Genomic DNA, 18,925 nt, shown 5'->3' on the forward strand with positions numbered 1-18,925 from the left:
GTTACCGGCACAAAGCGCAACCGGATCCCTTGGCGCTCAGTTCAATCACCAAGCCGTCTATCGAGATTGATGGCCGCGCTGATGAGTGCGAGGTGGGTGAACGCCTGCGGCATGTTGCCGAGTTGTTCGCCGGTGAGTCCGACCTGCTCGGCATAGAGGCCGAGGTGATTGGCGTGGGTGAACATCTTCTCCAGCGCCAGCCGGGCGTCGGCCAGGCGGCCGACCCGGGTGAGTGCATCGACATACCAGAACGAGCACAGGGAGAACGTCCCCTCGGCACCGTCGAGCCCGTCGTGCCCGCCGTCGGTGTCGTACCGGAACACCAGGGAGTCGCTCACCAGTTCTTCCTCGATCCGCTCGAGCGTGCGGAGGAACCGATCATCGGTGGGCGACAACAACTTCACGGCGGGGATGAGCAACAGCGCGGCGTCGAGCCGATCGGAGTCGAGCGTCTGGACGAAGGCCCCCACGTCATCGTTCCAGCCCCGCTCCATGATCTGCAAGAAGATGTCGTCGCGGGCCTTCATCCAACCGGCGACGTCGCCCGGTAGACCGCGCTGACGACTCATCCGGATCATCCGCTCGAGGGCCACCCACGACATCACTCGCGAGTAGACGTAGTCCTGCGGCTTGCTCCGCACCTCCCAGATGCTCTGGTCCGGACGATCCCAGTTGTCGACGAGCCATCCCGCCACCGTGCACAGATGCGTCCAGGACCCATAGGAGATCACCGGTCCGTACTTGTTGTACAGGTACACCGAGTCGATGAGCTCGCCGTAGATGTCCAGCTGGAGCTGGTCGGCGGCGGCGTTTCCGACCAACACCGGCGAGGTCTGCCGGTAACCCTCCCAGTGGTCGAGTTCGGTCTCCTTCGGCGGCGGATCCCCGTCGACGGTGTACATCAACCGCAGCGGCCCCAGATCCCCCGCTTCATCGGCACCATCGTCGAACCGGCAGGTCAGCCAGTCCATGAACGCGCCCGCCTCGTCGGTGAAACCCAGCCGCAATAGCGCGTAGAGCGTGAAGGCGGCATCGCGGATCCACACGTAGCGGTAATCCCAATTCCGTTCGCCGCCGATCTCTTCGGGAAGCGCGGCGGTCACCGCGGACACCACCGCCCCCGACGGTTCGTGCGTCAGCAGTTTGAGCGTGAGCGCCGACCGGTGCACCATCTCCCGCCATCGGCCCGTGTAGGAGGAGCGCGAGACCCAGTCCTGCCAGAATGCGACCGTCGCGGCGACGACCGCGGGAGAACTGTCATGGTCGAGCACTTCCGACCCGATGGGGTCGGGGGCGAGGACGAACGTCACGCACTGACCGGTCTCGACGGTGAAGTGGGCCTGCGCATCCCGGTCGTCGACGGTGTCGACATCGACCGTCGACGCGAGATGCAACACCAGATCGTCTGTCTCGAAACGGAGTCGGCGTTCGTCCTCGACGACGACGGTGTGCGCCTGGCGCCCGTAATCGAACCGCGGCGCAACCGTCACGCGGAACTCCACGGAGCCGCGCACGCAGGAGACCCGACGGATGATCCGCGTGCGATGGTCGGGATCGTGCGGGCGCGCGATCGGCATGAGGTCCTGGACCTCGGCGACACCGTCCTCGCTCAGGAAGCGGGTGACGAGCACGTTGGAGTCGGGGAGGTAGAACTGCCGCGTGGTGACCTCTCCGTCGATGGGTTCCACGGTCCAGGCACCGCCGCGGCGGGCGTCGAGCAACGAACCGAACACACTCGGCGAGTCGAACCGCGGACAACAGAACCAGTCGATCCGCCCGTCGACTCCCACGACGGCCGCGGTACGCAGGTCCCCGATGACACCGTGGTCGGCGATCGGCAGATAGTCACCGGTGGCGTCGGCTGTCGTCGCGCCGTCGCATCGAGCCGTCGCGGCCGTGTCCTCGCCTGATTCGGTAGGGATGCTCATGCCGGCCATTCGGTGCCTGCCTCATCTCGGATGGGCGACCGGGTTCGCCAATACGCCGGTCGGAAACCCGCCGATACCGGACACTCGACAGCGATCGACCCTCGACGGAAGGACAACGGTGCCGACAAGCAGCGTGGACACGAGCATGACCGACGACGCCGCCAACGTCTTCGCCGACGCCAAGGCCTACACCGACGAGCCGCGACTGCACGCCGCGATGGCCCACCTGCGGGCCCACAATCCGGTACCGCGTGTCGACCACGGCCCCTACCGGCCGTTCTTCGCGATCACCAAGCACGCCGACATCATGGACATCGAGCGCGACAACAACCTGTGGCTGAGCGAACCGCGTCCGGTGTTGACCACCGCCGCCGCCGACGATGTGGCACGTGCTCAGCTGGAGTCCGGTGCCGGACTGCGCACCCTGATCCACATGGACGACCCGCACCACCGCAAGGTCCGCGCCATCGGCGCCGACTGGTTTCGTCCGAAAGCCCTGCGCGACCTACAGACCCGCGTCGATGAGCTCGCGAAGCGCTACGTCGACAAGATGCGCGACATCGGACCCGAGTGCGACTTCGTCGAGGAGATCGCGGTCGGCTTCCCGCTTTATGTGATCCTGTCGCTGTTGGGCCTCCCCGAGGAGGACTTCCCGCGGATGCATCAGCTCACGCAGGAGTTGTTCGGCGCCGACGACGTCGAATACCGGCGCGGAGCAACGCTCGAGGAGCGGATGGCGACACTGCTGGACTTCTTCGCCTACTTCAACGAGCTGACCGCGTCCCGACGCGCTCACCCGACCGAGGACCTGGCCTCGGCCATCGCCAACGGCCTCATCGACGGCGAGCCCCTGTCCGATGTCGACACCGCGTCGTACTACGTGATCGTGGCCAGCGCCGGGCACGACACCACCAAGGACGCCATCTCCGGCGGCCTCCGGGCGCTCATCGAGAACCCCGGTGAACTCGAACGACTTCGACGCGAGCCCGAACTCGTGGGGACCGCGGTCGAGGAGATGATCCGGTGGACCACACCGGTCAAGGAGTTCATGCGCACCGCTGCCGAGGACACCTCGGTGCGAGGTGTGCCCATCGCCAAGGGCGAATCCGTCTATCTCGCCTACACTTCGGGCAATCGGGACGAGGAGGTCTTCGACGACCCGTTCACCTTCGACATCGGCCGGTTCCCCAACAAGCATCTGTCGTTCGGCCACGGCGTCCACTTCTGCCTCGGCGCCGCCCTGGCCCGGATGGAGATGCGGAGCTTCTTCGCGGAACTGATCCCGCGGCTCGACTCCATCGAACTCGCCGGGACGCCGGAGCTGGCCGCGACCGTGTTCGTCGGCGGTCTCAAGCACCTGCCGATCCGGTATTCACTGCGCTGAGCTGTCCTCGGATTCGCGCACCGGACAAGCGTTGTGCCGGTGCGTCATTCCGACAGCCGACAGGCCGGGTCCCGGTCGGTCGACGGCGCGCCCAGTGGCGACACCTCGCTTACCATCGGGACTGTCCGGCCACCATCCCGAGGAGTAGTTGTGCACGAGCTCACCAAGGGCTCCAAGACCACCCTGAGCACGACCGCGCACCTCGTCGAGATCACGACCAGGTCGCCCGGTGACGTCGACCTCATCGCCGTGCTCCTGACGGCCGGCGACAAGGTCCGCACCGACGACGACCTGATCTTCTTCAACAACCCGGCTTCCTCCAGAGTTCGGCTCCGAGGGTCGAGTTCGTGTGCAGTCGACCTGACGTCGGTACCCGCCGACGTCGAGCGGGTCGTCGTCGCGGCGAGTACCGAGGCGCAGCACAAGACATTCGAGCAGATCGGCTCGCTGACGGTGACCATCTCGGGTTCGGGCACGTGGACGTTCACGCCACCGGATCCCGGAACCGAGACCGTCCTGCAGCTGGTGGGGTTCTACCGTCGCAACGGACAGTGGAAGCTCGACGCCATCGGGCAGGGCTACAGCCAGGGGCTGGCGGCGTTCGCCACCGACTTCGGGATCACGGTCGACGACGAGCCGGAGCAACATCCCGGCCCGGCCGCGTCGGCGGCCACCGCCCCTGCCAGCTCTGTCCCGCAGCAGATTTCGGCAGCACCGCCGGCCAATCTGTCGAAGGTCAAGGTCTCCATCACGAAGGACTCCCGCGACAAGACCGCGTCGATCGACCTGCGCAAAGGGTCGTCGGACTGGGTTCTCACCGTGGGCCTCGAGTGGGATGGGCGGGGCGCGGAGTACGAGGCCGACGGTCGGGTGAAGCAGTACGGCACAGGCGACCTCGACGTGTACTTCTTCTGCCGCGACGAGGTCGCTCATCGGTACGTGGTCATCAGCGGCGAGAAGGGTCATCGCGGCGACCTGCGCAGTTGGCCTTTCATCGAGCACCACGGGGACAGTCGCGGTCCGGGACGAGGAAAGAAGCCCGCCGTCGAGCAGGTCACGGTTCTACCAAAGGAGAACGGCGACCTCTTGGTCAACGTGTACCAATCCGTCGACAATGGTGCCGGCGCGATCGACAAGTTCGGCAGGCCGAGGGTGGCGATTCGGTACGGACGGCCGGGCAGAGACGGTCTACCGGGGCCGGACAGCGACGAGATCCTCATCCATGTCGGCAACGGCAAGAACTCGTTCTGGGCAACGGTCGCACACATCGACGTCCAGGACGGTGTGCTGAAGGTCGACGGGACAACGCGCTACAGCAAATTCTTCTCCGAGCGGATGCCCACTCTCGACCGCACCGGGAAGTGGGTGCGCAGCGCCAAGGAGGCGCCGACCGGGCGCAGCAAGAAGGCGAGCGGTTCCGGGCTGGACCGCTATCGCGGGGATCTGTGATCGGTCCCTCTCGACAAGTTCCCGCGCGGACAGCTTTTCAGGATTCGACGGTCAGATCGACCCGCTCGTCGTAGAAGCAGATGAGGTCCCGGACGGGCTCGGCGTCGGTCAGCGGATCGGTGTAGGTCCATGCGACATCGGGAACGACCTCATCGCCGACGACGGCCGACCAGTAGGTCGCCTCGCCCTTGTACGCGCACACCGTGACCGTGTCCGACGGCACGAGCAGATCCATCCGATGTCCTCGCGCGGCAGATAGTGTCGGGGCGGCAGGTGGGTTTCGAGCAGCAGAGTCGGGCGTCGGCTGTCCGCCAGGACCGAACCACCCACCGTCACCACCACATGTCTTCCGGTGTCGAGGCAGTCGATGCGCTGAAACGGATCGTGCGGATGACCGATCGCCGTCTGCTCCTCTTCGCGCCACTCGTCGAAGGCCGCCCAGTCCAGCAGGACGTGGCCCGCGAGATCGGAATCGTCCGGACGGAACGCGGCGCCGGCCAGCGTCCGTTCGCCGGCCACGAGGTCGCAGGCCATCGGGCTGCTCGCAGTTCGCCGGTGGTGCCCGGTCCATCGTTCGGCGGGTAGCGGAAATTCGTCCATCTCAGCTCCGTGGAAGGGCAATATATGCCCTTCGGCCATCGTCAGCTGGACGAGACGTTCGGAGCCGACGCTCCCCCGGTACGGTCCGACGTCATGGGCGGGGACAAACGGCGCACGATCACGGGTCCGAAGCAGATCGCGTGGATGGCAGCAGTCGCGGTGGGGTCCGCGCTCTTCTTCTCCGGAATGCTCCGCGCGTGCATGTGGCTCGGCGATCGAATTCTGCCCGAAGCCGGTCTGATCTACGGCTTCATCGTCGGGATGATCGCGACACTGGTGCTGTGGCCGCAGGTGCTGTGGGTCGTGTGGCGCGTGCGATGGGCCCACCTGCGGAACGTCGGCCGGCGGGCGTCGGGAACGGTCGTGCGGAACGAGATGCGCAGGGAACACCGACGATTCGTCGACCGGTTCCGACTCACGCTGACTGTCGACCTCGACCACCCGGTCACCGGCGAAGCCCGACGGGTGCGTAAGGAGTTCGTGGTCATTGCGCCACGGAAAGCACAGCTCGAGGCGCTGCAGTCGCGTCTGCCCGCAGGCGGAACGGTTCCGCTGCTGGTCCACGGGACGTCGGCCGCGATCGACGTGCCCGACCGTCCGTCGTGGGCGGACATCTGGTGACGACGCCGGGAACCCGCCCCGCGCAGTGACCGCTTCGAGACTTCACCGCAGCACTCGGCGAGACCAACCGGTGCGACGATGAACTGGTGACCAGTCCGCCGGACACCGACCGCACCGGACCCGGCGCCGACGACGCCGCGTGGAATCGCGCCCAACGCGACGAAACGGAAACCCAACGCCTGGACCGTAATTGGAATTCGCTTCTGCAGGAGCTCCGGGTCGTTCAGACGGGAGTGCAGATCCTGACCGGGTTTCTGCTCACCCTGCCGTTCCACGACGGATTCGAGGAACTCGGCGGCACGTTGCGAGTCATCTACCTGATCACCGTGTCGTGCGCGGTCGGGGCGGCGATCCTCCTGGCGGCGCCCGTCGCCCTGCACCGCGCCCTGTTCCGTCAGCATCAGCTCGCGCTCATCGTCACCTGTGCGCACTACCTCTCGTTCGCCGGTCTCGGCCTGCTGGGACTCGCCCTGTCCGGCGCGGTCACGGTTGTCTTCGGCGCGACCGCCGGGCCGGTCCCGTCGGCAATCGCCGGAGTCGTCACGCTCGTGGTGTTCTCCCTCGCGTGGCTGATACTCCCGCTGTGGCTCCGCGCGGTGGCGGGCTCGCCGGGGGACTCCGTCGACGACCCCCGCCGTTGACAGCGTTCCGCCGCCGGGGTACGCAGGCGACGTGACCCGCGCACCGAGTTTCATCGAGAACCGCTATGACGAGGTGACCGTGCTCGCGTCGTCACATGGCGGTGCGTTTCCCTACGGCAACACGGTCGTGGTCCGCGGCTCCGCCGGGACCCTGGTGATCGACCCCTCCCTCGAGGTCGACCACGACCCGGTGCAGCCCGACGCGGTGATGATCAGTCACGCACACGAGGACCACATCGCCGGCCTCCGGTACTTCTCCGCGGACAAGTTCGCCCATCACGCCGACGTCGACGGCGTGCGATCCCTGCAGGTCCTTCTCGACAACTACGGATTGACCGACGAGGAGAGGGCCGGCGTCGACGCCCAGATCGGCGACACCTTCCGGTTGACGTCCGGCTTCCCCGAGGCCGCCGGGGTCGAGGACGGACACACCTTCGACCTCGGCGGGGTCACCGCGACGGTCGTCCACCTGCCCGGGCACACCGCCGGGCATTCCGGCATCCTCGTCGAACCCACGGGCTTTCTCTATCTCGCCGACATCGACCTCACCTCGTTCGGACCGATGTACGGCGACCTGGGGAGCAGCGTAGACGACTATCTCGCGTCGATTGCGCGAGTACGCGACATCGATGCCCGCTGGTACGGCACCTTCCATCAGAAGGGCGTGGTCACCGGCGCCGACGAATTCCGATCACGTCTCGCCGACTACGAGGCCGTCATCCATCGACGCGAGGAACGCCTGCTGGAGTTGCTGCGCCGCCCACTCACGGTCGAGGGGATCGCCACCGAGCGGCTGGTGTATCGCCCGCATGTCCAGCTGCCCTTCGTCGACGCGGTGGAGAAACGGACAGCCGAACTCCACCTCGAACGGCTCCTACGCCACGGCCAGGTCACGCGTTCGGAGGACGGCGTCTACCACCGCTCGTAGGCCGATCGTGACCCCTCCTGACGTTTACCGGATGTCCGGTTCGGACACCCTCGGTGTGTCAGCGACACAGCGAGAGTGAGGAGCGAGTAGTGCACACCGACACCACCCGCGCAGACACCTGGGATTTCGGTCTGGGCAGCGCCATCCCCGACCTCGGAGACCCCGGCGACGTCGAGATCTCGTCGACGGATTTCAGCGACACGTACTACGACACCGAGGACCGGGACCTCCTCGCGCACGGCACCACGGTCGTCTACGTCGACGGGGACGAGCGTCCGGCCGGCTGGCGGGTCGTCACCCCCTTCCCCGCTGAGGCCATCACCGAACGAATCGATGCCCCCTCGACGGCCGTCCCGCCGACGATTGCCGATGCCCTATGGGGGCTGAGCGGCGGCAAACCGCTTCGCGTCGCGGCGATCGTGCACACGCACCGAACCCGCCACCGCCATCTCGACGCGAACGGTGAGACCGACTACCAGGTGATCGACGACACCGTCTCCGCCACCGCCACCGGCCCGGTCGCCACCGCCACGTCCTGGCGCGAGGTCGCGGTGCGCTCCGCGTCGTCGGATGCGGTGCCCAAAGGGGTACGCAAACGGATGGTCGGGGCCGGCGCGCGTCCGGCGTCGGCGTCGTCGACGTACGAGCGCGCCATCGGTCACGAAGCACCGCACCGAGCCGGATCGGCGTCGCCGGCCGCTGCCGCCGCACTGGACTACGTCCACGAGCAGATCGCGACCATCTTCGCCGGCGATGTCGCGCTGCGTCGCGGTGAGAACCCGGTGCACGGCGTTCGCGTCGCCATCCGCCGTCTCCGGAGCACGCTGCGGACCGCGGCACCGCTGTTCGAGCCGAGCGGCCTCGTGAGACTCGACGACGAACTGCGGTGGTTCGCAGGGGTTCTCGGCGAGGTGCGCGACCGGGAGGTCCTGCGCGCACGATTCGCCACCGCCCTCGCCGAACTGCCCGACGAGCTCGTGCTCGGACCGGTTGCGGCGCGGATCGAGGAGGAACTCTCCGCTCAGCAGCACCACCATCGCGAGAACGTCGCCGCCGAGATGACATCGGACCGGTATCGCCGGCTGCTGTCGACCCTCACGACCTGGAACGAGGCAGTCCCGCTCGTCGATGACCAGATCTCGAAGAAGCAGGTCCGTCAGATCGCCACCCGCGCGGCGCGCAAGGCGGACAAGCGGTTGAAGCAAGCCCTCGCCTCCGGGCACGAGGAGGATCTGCATCGGGCGCGCAAGGCGGCCAAGCGCGCCCGTTACGCCGGTGAGCTGGCCACGCCCGTCGTCGGGTCGATCGGTCGTGCGCAGGCCAAGCGCTACAAGAAGATCCAGACCGTCCTGGGGGAACACCAGGATGCCGCCGTTGCCGCCCGCGCCCTGCGGGAACTGGGCGCCGCCGCGGGAATCCGCAAGGGAGAGAACGGTTTCACCTACGGCATCCTGTATCAGCGCGAGCTCCACGCGGCCGCCGCGGCCCGCGACGCCGTTCTGTCCGGAAAGAAGTGATCGCCCGTTCAGCTCGACGTGTCGAGGATCGCGCGCCGTAACTGGGTGTGATCGTCGAAGAACGACGTCTCGGGCCCGTACCTGCGGAAGGTGTCGCTGCCCCGGCCGGTGACCACGACCACGTCGCGGTCACCGGCTATGGACGTGGCCGTCGAGAATGCGCGCCGCCGGTCGGGTTCCTCGATGACGACCGCCGACGCCTCCCGGTGCGCGCCGCGCAGCACACTGGCCCTGATCTCGCCGGGGTCCTCGTCCTCGGGGCTCTCGTCGGTGACGATCACGACGTCCGCGTAACGCGCCGCGACCTGTCCCAGTGGTTCTCGTTTCCCTGGATCGCGTCCACCGGTTGCCCCGACCACGACGATGAGCCGACCGTCCTCCGTCAACGACCTCAGGTAGGGGAACATCGCGTGTTGTCCCGCCGTGTTGTGCATGTAGTCCACGATCGCGCGATACGGCTGTCCGGCATGCACGGGTTCGCACCGTCCGGCGATGCCGGTCACCGAGGAGACGCCCTCGGCCGCAGCGGCGAGGTCGACGCCGTCTGCCACCACGGCGGTGAGCGCCAGTAGAGCGTTGCCGACCTGGTGAGGCCCCAGCAGCTGCAGCCCGACCCGGGATCGCCCGTGTGGCGTGTGGACGGTGAACTCGGCGCCGAGACGCCCGGCCCGGATATCGGTGGCGACGACGTCGGCGTTTGTGCGCCGAGTCGAGCACGTCCAGGTCTCCGTCGTGGCCCCGGCCGCCAGACGCGCACCCCAGTGGTCGTCGATGTCGACCACCGCGATCTGCGTCCGCTCCGGTGTGAACATCGCGGCCTTGGTCGCGAAGTAGCCCTCCATCGACTCGTGGTAGTCGAGGTGGTCGTCGGACAAGTTGGTGAACGCCATCACGCGGAACGCGGTGCCGTCGACCCTCCCCTGATCGATCGCATGCGAGGAGACCTCCATCGCGCAGCAGGTGACGCCGTGGCGTCGGAATGTCGCCAGGGTCCGCTGCAGCATGGGCGCCTCCGGCGTCGTGCGGGCGGGCACGACGTCGTACCCGGGGCCCCGGATCCGCGCACCGGAGATGAGCCCGCCCGCCTCCCCGGTCGCCGCGAGGGCGGCATCGACGAAGTGGGTCGTGCTGGTCTTGCCGTTCGTGCCGGTGACACCGAAGATCCGCAGATCACGTGACGGTTCACCGTGAAACCACGAGGTCAGCGGCCCCATGATGCGGCGAGGTTCGTCGACGACCAGAGAAGGCAGGACCGACGACGGGCGGTCGCTGATCACCAGGACGGCACCGGCCGCGGCCACGTCCCGCTCGAAGTCGAGTCCGTGCCAGCGGCGGCCCGGGATGGCCAGGTACGCGTCCCCGGGACGGATCGTGCGGGAATCGTCGTCGATGTCGCGGACCAGCGTCGACCCGGCTGTGAGGTCGCCGAGGATGGCGGTGTCGAGGTGGTCGGCGATCTGCGCGACCGTCACTCCGGATCCCAGGTCGGGGTCCGCCTGGCGAACACTCCGCTCCGGGTCCATCGCCGCGAGGTACCCGTGACGAGGGCGAATCCAAACCTCGACGTACGGTCCGGCCGGCCCGACGCAGGCCCGATACCACACAAATCTCGGCAAACGGTCATAGCGCACGCCCGCATCGGCCGCTGTGACGCGTCTCACAATCTGTAGAACCCGCTGTGGCTCAACGTGTTCGAGTCGGCGCGACTGGTTGATTCGCACCGGGGTGTTACATCTGCCCTCGTCGTGGCAACACTCGGGGTGTAGCCGATCCAACCCGTTCAAGAGGGGAGCAAGAACCGATGACCGTTTCCACCACCACCGTTCACCAGCAACTTCGCGCGATCCTCGCGTTGACGCACACCGAGATCCAGATCGCCGAGACCCGGCAGGCCCAGGCCCGTACCGATGCGATCCGCAAGGAACTGGCCCAGAACGCCGAGAACGCCCGCGAGCGCGCACTCACCATCGAGACCGCCCTGCGTGACCGCGGCGGACTCGTCGACGTCGTCCGGCCGGTCCTCGGCCGTGTCGGTGCCGTCGCCAAGACGTTGGCCGAGCAGACCCAACCGCTCGACGAGGCCCTGCTCGACGACCTCGCACTGGAGCAGCGGCTCGTGGCACGCGCCACGTACCTGAAGGCACTGGCCACCGGTCAGGATGACCAATCACTCGTCGGCTTGGCCGACAAGCTCATCGACGCCCACACGGCGACCGTCCACTGGCTCACGACGGTTCTCGCCGAAGAGGCTCTCGGCGGCCCGGCCGCCCTGCGTCGCGGCCCGTCGCAGTGGGCGAGCGGCCTCGCCGCGCGCGCCTTGACCGCCCCGGCGCTCGGCGCATCGTGGGCGATCGACCGCACCGCCGAGTTCGCCCGCCAGCTCCCCGACCCCGTGGAGACCCTGCGCAGCCGGTTCGGACGAGCAGTCGACGACGCGACCGAGACCGCCTCGCGAGCCGGTGACGCCGTCAGCAACGCCGGTGCCGCGGTCTCGAAGACCGTGGCCGCCGGCCGTGACGCCGCCCTCGAGGCAGTCGAGGACAGTGCTCGCGACAGCGGTGCCGAGGGTGCCGCCGACGCGCTCCACCAGCTCCGCGAGATCACCGGAACCGTTGAGGCGGAAGACCTCCCGATCGAGGGCTACGTCGATCTCAACGTCACCGACGCGGTGGCCGCGGTCAAGGAGTTGACCAAGCCGGCCGACCTGCGGGTCACCCTCGCCTACGAGGAGGCACACAAGAACCGCCAGCGCGTGGTCTCCGCGGTCGAGATCCGCTTCGCCGAGATCGCCAAGGACCTGGTCGGCATCGACAGCTGATCTGCCGAACCGACCGACCCCGACGGCCGCCATCGACCTGATGGCGGCCGTCGGCCTGTCGGAAGCATCTGCAGATGTCGCGAAACGTGGCGCCAGACGCAACGACACACGACAACTGGCGTCGGCCCCACCCACCTCTGCACGAATTTGGATCAGATCCAGAAAAACCGTGCGAAGTGGCGGTCACGCCCCTATGGTGGGGGACGTGGCATCGACATCGGACCATGCCCAGCAACTCCGGGCCGCAGATCTTCGTGTCACCCAGCCTCGGGTGACGGTGATGGCCGCCGTCGACAAGCACCCGCATGCCGACACGGACACCATCTATCACGCGGTACGCGAAACCCTGCCCACCGTCTCACGTCAGGCCGTCTACGATGTGCTGCACGCCCTGACCGAGCGCGGGCTCATCCGCCGCATCCAACCCTCGGGTTCGGTGTCGCGCTACGAGTTTCGCACCGGAGACAATCACCACCACGTCGTCTGCCGCGCCTGCGGTGTCATCGCCGACGTGGATTGTGCAATCGGGGAAGCCCCATGCCTGACCCCCTCGGAAGACCACGGTTTCGCAATCGACGAGGCCGAGGTCATCTTCTGGGGCCTGTGCCCCGATTGCCTCAGCAAGGCCCCGACCTGATCACCTCCCGTGATCGCAGCCTGTCAGTCCCCTCGAAAGGAATGTCGTGACCTCCGACAGCCGCCCGCCCAACTCCGACGCCGACACCGCAAGTGCCAGCGAGAGCGAGAACCCGGCGATCCCCTCGCCGAAGCCGAAAGCGCATGCGCCGCTGACCAACAAGGACTGGTGGCCCGAGCAGATCGACCTCTCGATCCTGCACGCCCATTCCTCGCTGTCCAACCCGCTCGGCGAGGACTTCGACTACGCAACGGAATTCGAGAAGCTCGACGTCGAGGCCCTGAAGGCCGACCTGGTCTCGCTGATGACCACGTCCCAGGACTGGTGGCCCGCCGACTACGGCCACTACGGTGGCCTGTTCATTCGCATGAGCTGGCACGCCGCCGGTACCTACCGCATCTTCGACGGCCGCGGCGGCGGCGGTCAGGGTGCACAGCGGTTCGCCCCGCTGAACAGCTGGCCGGACAACGCCAACCTGGACAAGGCCCGTCGTCTGCTCTGGCCCATCAAGCAGAAGTACGGCACCAAGCTGTCCTGGGCCGACCTGCTGGTGTTCGCCGGCAACGTCGCACTGGAGTCCATGGGCTTCAAGACCTTCGGCTTCGGCTTCGGCCGCGAGGACATCTGGGAGCCCGAGGAGGTGTTCTGGGGCCCGGAGGACGCCTGGCTCGGCACCGACAAGCGCTACTCCGGCGAACGTGAGCTCGCCCAGCCCCTCGGCGCCACCACGATGGGTCTCATCTACGTCAATCCCGAAGGCCCCGAAGGCAAGCCGGACCCGATCGCCGCCGCCGAGGACATCCGCGAGACCTTCGGTCGCATGGCGATGAACGATGAGGAGACCGCGGCACTCATCATCGGCGGCCACAGCTTCGGCAAGACCCACGGCGCCGGCGACGCCGACCTGATCGGACCCGAGCCCGAGGGCGCCCCGATCGAACAGCAGGGCCTGGGCTGGAAGTCGGGCTACGGCAAGGGCAAGGCCGAGGACACGATCACCAGTGGTCTCGAGGTCGTCTGGACCTCCACCCCGACCCAGTGGGGCAACGGATTTCTCCAGAACCTCTACGGTTACGAATGGGAGCTCACCAAGAGCCCCGCGGGGGCCTGGCAGTACGTCGCGAAAGACGGTGCGGGAGCAGGCACGATCCCCGATCCGTTCGGCGGTCCCGGTCGCGCGCCCACCATGCTGGTGACCGACGTCGCCCTGCGCGAGTCCCCCATCTACGCCGACATCACCCGTCGGTGGCTCGACCATCCCGAGGAGCTCGCCGAGGCCTTCGCCAAGGCGTGGTACAAGCTGCTGCACCGCGACATGGGTCCGGTCAGCCGTTACCTCGGCCCGTGGGTTCCCGAGCCGCAGATCTGGCAGGACCCGGTTCCCGCGGTCGATCACGAACTGATCGACGCCGACGACATCACCTCTCTCAAGGGCACGTTGCTCGACGCGCTGTCCCCGACGCAGCTCATCAAGACGGCCTGGGCGTCGGCGGCCAGCTTCCGCAGCACCGACAAGCGGGGCGGTGCCAACGGCGCCCGCATCCGTCTCGAGCCGCAGAAGAACTGGGAGATCAACGAGCCCGGCGAGCTCGCCAAGGTGCTGCCGGTACTCGAGCAGGTCCAGAAGGACTTCAACGACTCGGCATCGGGCGGCAAGAAGGTCTCGCTCGCCGACATCATCATCCTCGGCGGTGCGGCGGCGATCGAGAAGGCCGCCGAGGCAGCCGGTTTCCCGGTCACCGTGCCGTTCACACCCGGCCGTACGGACGCCTCGCAGGAGAGCACCGACGTCGACTCGTTCGAGGTCCTCGAACCGCGCGCCGACGGGTTCCGCAACTTCAGCAAGGACGGCGAGAAGACTCCGCTGGAGTCGCTGCTCCTCGACCGTGCCTACATGCTGGACCTCACCGCGCCGGAGCTGACCGTCCTCGTCGGTGGTCTCCGCGTGCTCGACACCAATTACGGTGGCAGCAAGCACGGCGTGTTCACCGACCGGCCCGGCGTCCTGTCGACGGACTTCTTCCGCAACATCATCGACATGAACACCGAGTGGAAGAGCGGTTCCGACGAGAACGTCTACGAGGGAACCGACCGCGCCACCGGCGAGAAGAAGTGGACGGCAACGGCTGCCGACCTCGTGTTCGGCTCGCACTCGCAGCTGCGCGCACTCTCCGAGGTCTACGCGCAGGACGACTCGGCGGAGCGCTTCGTCAACGACTTCGTCAAGGCGTGGGTGAAGGTCTCGAACAACGATCGGTTCGATCTGGCCTGATCCGTCATCTCACGATCGAGAACACCCCGTGGGCACCTCGCCCGCGGGGTGTTCTGCTCTGCCGGTGAGGTTCTCGAATCACCGTTCCCGCAGGCACGCGACGACCTCGGCGAGCACCTGCTCGACCCGGGGGCCCGTGAGCGCGGAGGCCGCGCCGGTCACCAGGACCTGCAGCTCCCCCTGTGCGGTCGGCGAGCCCTCGATCTGCAGCATCCATCGCGTGGTCCGCGGTGGGAACACGTACAGGTGACCGCCCACGCTCGGCCGGGTGATCGTCGGGGTCCAGCCGAGCAGCACCGGCACCGGGAAGAGGCGCCCGTCGACGGCCGGTCGGCCCAGTACGTCCAGCACGTCCTCCATCGGTCCGGTCGCCGCGGCGATGCACCGACGGGTGCGCTCGACCGAGCCGCGGACGTCCTCGCGGGCGTCGAGCGGTGTGACCGCAGCGACGACGAAGTCGCCCACGGTGTCCTCGGCACCCGCCGGTCGCGTCGACGCCGCGGTGGCCGCCATCACCCGGTCTTGTCCGGTCAGTCGCGCGAGCGCCTCCGACACCGATCTCCCGAATGCCTCGAACGGGGTCATGCCCTGCTCGGACGCACCGGCACGGAACCGTGCGTAGACGTCGGCGTCGACGAGAGCCCGGCGACGAACCGCCGTGGACTGCGCGCAGGAGACGGGGTCCAACCCGTCCAGGGTGAAGGACCCCGCGGGCGACTCACCGAGCAGTTGGTGCCACGACCGGCCGTCCATGTCGTCGTCAGTGCGTGGTGCGTGCGGCGAGATGGGTTGCACCGCAGGGACATCCACTCCGCGGGCGAGCAGGTCCGCCTCCCGGGCCAGCGTTCCGAGCGAGTGCCCGTCGACCGCGATGTGATGGAACACCGCGACCGCGGCCATCACACCGCCGTCGGCATCCGCCAGGATCCGCACGCAGAACGGCGGCGCGGTCCGGACATCGAGCGACTCCGACATCTGTTCGGCGTGTGCGCGTAGGCTCTCGCGTCCCGGGTTCGGGTCTGGGTCCGAAACCACCTGCACGGCAACATCGACCGCTGCGTCAGCGCCGCCGGCCAGCGCCCGCTGGACCGGCCCGGCGGGGGTGTCCGGATAGCTCGACCGCAGGGCGGGGTGCCGATCGGCCAACGCGCGGAGCAATTCTCGCAATTCGGGAGCGGTGGGCCGCCCGGTCTCGGGTGGAACCCATCCGACGCGGACCAGCTGCCCGTGCGGGTGTCCCGGTGCGCGTTCGACCGTCCGTTCTGCGGACGTGAGCGGACGATCGTCGTCCGGTGCGGCCGGTCGCCGTACGGTGTCGTCCGGGCGGACCGGCTCGACCATCCGCTCGGCCAGCGTCTCCAGGTCGGGCGCGGTGAGCACGTCGTCGGGCCCGATCTCGGAATGTCCTGCCGCGATCAGCGATCCGACGACCCGCATGACCGCCAGGGAGTCGCCGCCCTGCTCGAGGAAGCCGGCGAACAGATCGACCTCATCAGTGCCCAGCGCCTCGCCCACGACCCGAACCAGCAGGGTCTCGTGCGAGCCGACGGGTCCGCGCACCGACCGGCGACCGGGGAGCGGGTGGTCCACCAGCTTTCCGACGTCGAGCTTGCCGTTGCCGGTGCGGGGTAGCGCGTCGATGCCGATGATGAGCGCGGGCACCATGTACGACGGCAGGACACCGGCGACCGCGCGACGCAGCCCGGGTGCGTCGACATCCGTTCCGGTTCGCTGCGGCACGACGAATGACACCAGAGCGGTACGGCCCGACGGCAACTCGCGCAGAATCGTCGCGGAACTCCGCACGTCGGTGCATCGTCCGAGCGCAGCGTCGATCTCAGCGAGTTCGATTCGCAAGCCCCGCAGGGTGATCTGTCCGTCGCGGCGTCCGAGCAGTCGGATCTCACCGGCCTCGGTCCACTGGGCCAGGTCGCCGGTCCGGTACATCACCTCCTCGGCCGAGAACGTGCTCTGCACGAAGGCCTCCGCAGTGGACGCTGAATCGTCGAGATAGCCGTCGGCCAATTGCGGTCCCGCACAGTGGAGCGTGCCGATCGCCCCGGGAGGTTGTGGCCGGCCGAGGCGGTCCAGGACCGCCTCGTCGACTCCGACCATCGGCGGGCCCACGGTGATCGCCTCGCCCGGCAGCAGCGGAGCGGAGATGTTGATGCTGCACCGGGCTTCGGTGGGTCCGTACGCATTCCGCAGCCGGACGCGACCCGACCAGCGGTCGACCACCCGCGGCGACGGCGGTTCGCCACCGATGATCACCTGCACCAGATCCTCGGCCAGATCCAGGGGCAGGGTGTCGAGGACCGACGGCGTGACGATGAGGTGACTGACGCGATGCCGTCGGATCAGCTGTGCCAGAGCATCACCGCCGGGTGCCGACCTCGGCGCGACGACAACTGTCGCCCCGCCGACCACCCCGCACAGCATCTCGACGATCCCGGTGTCGAAGGTCGGGGACGACGCGTGCAGGATGCGTGACCCGGGTGCTAGAGCGTACGTCTGTCGGATCTCCGCGATCAGGGCGGGCAGGCCGCGGTGGGGCATGATCACGCCTTTGGGCGTTCCGGTGGAACCCGACGTGAACAGCAGGTAGGCGGCATCGTCGGGCCCGCGTTCCAAACCCGGCCACCGATCGGGGATCGGGGAGCCGGGGTCGTCGTGCTCGAGGTCGAGCCACCGGATCGAGCCCGGGTGTGGGGCGCCCGGCACGCACAATCCGACCTTGGCGCCGGAGCGATCGAGCAGATCCCTCGTTCTCGCGTCCGGTGCGAACGGATCGCCGACCGGCACCCATACGCCGCCCGCACACAGCACCGACCAGAACGCGACAACGGAGGCCGCCGACCGCTCGATGGACACCGCCACGCGGTCGCCCGCACCGACCCCGGCCTCCAGGAGCAACCGGGTCCCGCGAACGACCCGGCGCGCGAACTCGCGTCGGGACACCGACACCTCACCGTCGATGATCGCGATGGCCGCCGGGTCCGCCGAACGGTGGTCCTCCAGGTGGCTCACGGTCGGCGTGAAAGGCGGTGCCGGTGGTCCGCTCCGGCACCGAAACCGCTCCCACTCCCCGTCGACGAACACCGAATCGTCGGGAACCGTTGGGCCACCGTCCAGTTCGCGCAGCGTGGCGGTGAGGTATCGGTCGAAACGTCGGGCGAGGGTGGCCAGCGCATCGGTGTCGACGACGGCGTCCGGGGCTTCCCAGGTCACCGCCCGGCGACCGTTCTGATCGGCGGGGTGCAGGGTCACCGCGACGTCGGAGATCGGTCCGGTCCGCATCACCTCGAGTCCCCAGTGCAAGCCGTCGACAGCGGGCGGCCCGAAACCCGGCAAGAGGTTGACCACCGCACCGAAGCCGTTGAGCCCGTGCTGGTTCCGCAGCATGTCCTCGCGAGGGTAGCGCTGATGGCGCAGTGCCTCGATCAGGGCCGACGACACCGCGGAGAGGGCCTGCCCGGCGTCGCGGTCGCCGATTCCGTCGAGGCGCAGGGGCACGACGTTCGAGACAGGCTGCACCGCCCGGAGACGTGCCGCCGAGGTACGTGCCGCGACCGGGAGACTCAATCCCACGTCCGGGGCGTCGAGGAGCCGGGCGCACAGGCCCGCGAACGCGGTGACGAACTCGGCCGACGATGCGGTGCGCGGACTTCTCAGGGTTTCGGTGACGCGCGTGATCGACGACGTGAAATGCGGGATGGAACCGGCCAGCAGGGACGGCGCGAGGCCGTCGAGTCGTCGGGCCCAGTGTTGTTCGTCGGCCCCTCGGCGTCGCGAGCCGCGGTACCTCTCCTCTTCGGCCTCGAGTTCGGGGTCGTCGGCGAGGGGCATCTCGTCCGGTCGCGCAGTACCCGCGTAGACAGCGGCGATGTGCGCCATGACCCGCAGGACGCCGGCGCCGTCGGTGAGCACGTGATGCACCCGCACGATCCACCGGTGGGAGTCGGGAGCGAGGACGTGCAGTTCGCTGCGGAACAACGGCAGTCCGAGATCGGCGCCTGCGGGGTCGTCGAGGAAACGCTGCGCAGCGCCTCGCTCTCGGCAGCCGGGTCGGCACACGCGGACAGGTCCACGCACTCCACCGGGTCCAGTCCGGAACCGGCTGGTTGCAGGGG

At 68.2% G+C, this 18,925-nt stretch carries 12 protein-coding genes and 1 pseudogene; 9 read left to right on the forward strand and 4 right to left on the reverse strand.

What is annotated here, in order from left to right:
• Positions 1–41: 41 nt before the first annotated feature.
• Positions 42–1,937: a glycoside hydrolase family 15 protein gene (locus tag GR168_RS19510; RefSeq protein ID WP_159371480.1), complete on the reverse strand. Its 1,896-nt coding sequence runs from the start codon at positions 1,935–1,937 to the stop codon at positions 42–44.
• A gap of 136 nt (positions 1,938–2,073) precedes the next feature.
• On the opposite strand from GR168_RS19510, the gene GR168_RS19515 reads away from it, so the two are divergent.
• Together GR168_RS19515 and GR168_RS19520 are read left to right on the forward strand one after the other, a co-directional pair.
• Positions 2,074–3,312: a cytochrome P450 gene (locus GR168_RS19515; protein ID WP_159371481.1), complete on the forward strand. Its 1,239-nt coding sequence runs from the start codon at positions 2,074–2,076 to the stop codon at positions 3,310–3,312.
• Between the two features lie 150 nt (positions 3,313–3,462).
• Positions 3,463–4,761, forward strand: a complete 1,299-nt coding sequence (locus GR168_RS19520) for a TerD family protein (RefSeq protein ID WP_159371482.1) — start codon at positions 3,463–3,465, stop codon at positions 4,759–4,761.
• A 37-nt stretch (positions 4,762–4,798) separates the two neighbouring features.
• Here GR168_RS19520 and GR168_RS24000 read toward each other — a convergent pair.
• Positions 4,799–5,286, reverse strand: a pseudogene (locus tag GR168_RS24000) (DUF427 domain-containing protein); the annotation flags it as partial.
• A 99-nt stretch (positions 5,287–5,385) separates the two neighbouring features.
• Between GR168_RS24000 and GR168_RS24005 the strand changes: the two are divergent.
• The 4 genes from GR168_RS24005 (at position 5,386) to GR168_RS19545 (ending at position 9,068) form a co-directional block, all read left to right on the forward strand.
• On the forward strand, positions 5,386–5,982 hold the full coding sequence (locus tag GR168_RS24005) for a hypothetical protein (protein WP_238994945.1): 597 nt from the start codon (positions 5,386–5,388) through the stop codon (positions 5,980–5,982).
• Between the two features lie 86 nt (positions 5,983–6,068).
• Positions 6,069–6,623, forward strand: coding sequence for a DUF6328 family protein (locus tag GR168_RS19535; protein ID WP_159371484.1), 555 nt, complete (start codon positions 6,069–6,071; stop codon positions 6,621–6,623).
• A gap of 31 nt (positions 6,624–6,654) precedes the next feature.
• The gene (locus tag GR168_RS19540; RefSeq protein WP_137810388.1) at positions 6,655–7,551 is read left to right on the forward strand and encodes an MBL fold metallo-hydrolase; all 897 of its coding nucleotides are present in this window, start codon (positions 6,655–6,657) and stop codon (positions 7,549–7,551) included.
• 89 nt (positions 7,552–7,640) lie between these two features.
• The gene (locus tag GR168_RS19545; protein WP_238994946.1) at positions 7,641–9,068 is read left to right on the forward strand and encodes a CHAD domain-containing protein; all 1,428 of its coding nucleotides are present in this window, start codon (positions 7,641–7,643) and stop codon (positions 9,066–9,068) included.
• Between the two features lie 8 nt (positions 9,069–9,076).
• Here GR168_RS19545 and GR168_RS19550 read toward each other — a convergent pair whose 3' ends face one another.
• Positions 9,077–10,540: a UDP-N-acetylmuramoyl-L-alanyl-D-glutamate--2,6-diaminopimelate ligase gene (locus tag GR168_RS19550; RefSeq protein ID WP_238994947.1), complete on the reverse strand. Its 1,464-nt coding sequence runs from the start codon at positions 10,538–10,540 to the stop codon at positions 9,077–9,079.
• A gap of 329 nt (positions 10,541–10,869) precedes the next feature.
• Between GR168_RS19550 and GR168_RS19555 the strand changes: the two genes are divergently transcribed.
• The 3 genes from GR168_RS19555 to katG all read left to right on the forward strand — a co-directional run bounded on the left by GR168_RS19555 (position 10,870) and on the right by katG (position 14,795).
• Positions 10,870–11,886, forward strand: a complete 1,017-nt coding sequence (locus GR168_RS19555) for a ferritin-like domain-containing protein (RefSeq protein WP_137810390.1) — start codon at positions 10,870–10,872, stop codon at positions 11,884–11,886.
• A gap of 193 nt (positions 11,887–12,079) precedes the next feature.
• Positions 12,080–12,523: a Fur family transcriptional regulator gene (locus GR168_RS19560; protein WP_065631428.1), complete on the forward strand. Its 444-nt coding sequence runs from the start codon at positions 12,080–12,082 to the stop codon at positions 12,521–12,523.
• 46 nt (positions 12,524–12,569) lie between these two features.
• Complete coding sequence (gene katG, locus GR168_RS19565) at positions 12,570–14,795, forward strand: catalase/peroxidase HPI (protein WP_159371485.1); 2,226 nt, start codon at positions 12,570–12,572, stop codon at positions 14,793–14,795.
• Between the two features lie 78 nt (positions 14,796–14,873).
• On the opposite strand, the gene GR168_RS19570 is transcribed toward katG, so the two are convergent.
• Complete coding sequence (locus GR168_RS19570) at positions 14,874–18,869, reverse strand: AMP-binding protein (protein ID WP_343213009.1); 3,996 nt, start codon at positions 18,867–18,869, stop codon at positions 14,874–14,876.
• Positions 18,870–18,925: the final 56 nt, after the last annotated feature.

It is taken from the genome of Gordonia sp. JH63, assembly GCF_009856645.1.
Taxonomy (GTDB): Bacteria; Actinomycetota; Actinomycetes; order Mycobacteriales; family Mycobacteriaceae; genus Gordonia; species Gordonia hongkongensis.

Bases quoted from the DNA above. Each gene is read 5' to 3' on its own strand.
- GR168_RS19510 (WP_159371480.1), bottom strand. From the start codon at position 1,937: ATGGCCGGCATGAGCATCCCTACCGAATCAGGCGAGGACACGGCCGCG.
- GR168_RS19555 (WP_137810390.1), top strand. From the start codon at position 10,870: ATGACCGTTTCCACCACCACCGTTCACCAGCAACTTCGCGCGATCCTC.
- GR168_RS24005 (WP_238994945.1), top strand. From the start codon at position 5,386: ATGCCCTTCGGCCATCGTCAGCTGGACGAGACGTTCGGAGCCGACGCT.
- GR168_RS19515 (WP_159371481.1), top strand. From the start codon at position 2,074: ATGACCGACGACGCCGCCAACGTCTTCGCCGACGCCAAGGCCTACACC.
- GR168_RS19560 (WP_065631428.1), top strand. From the start codon at position 12,080: ATGGTGGGGGACGTGGCATCGACATCGGACCATGCCCAGCAACTCCGG.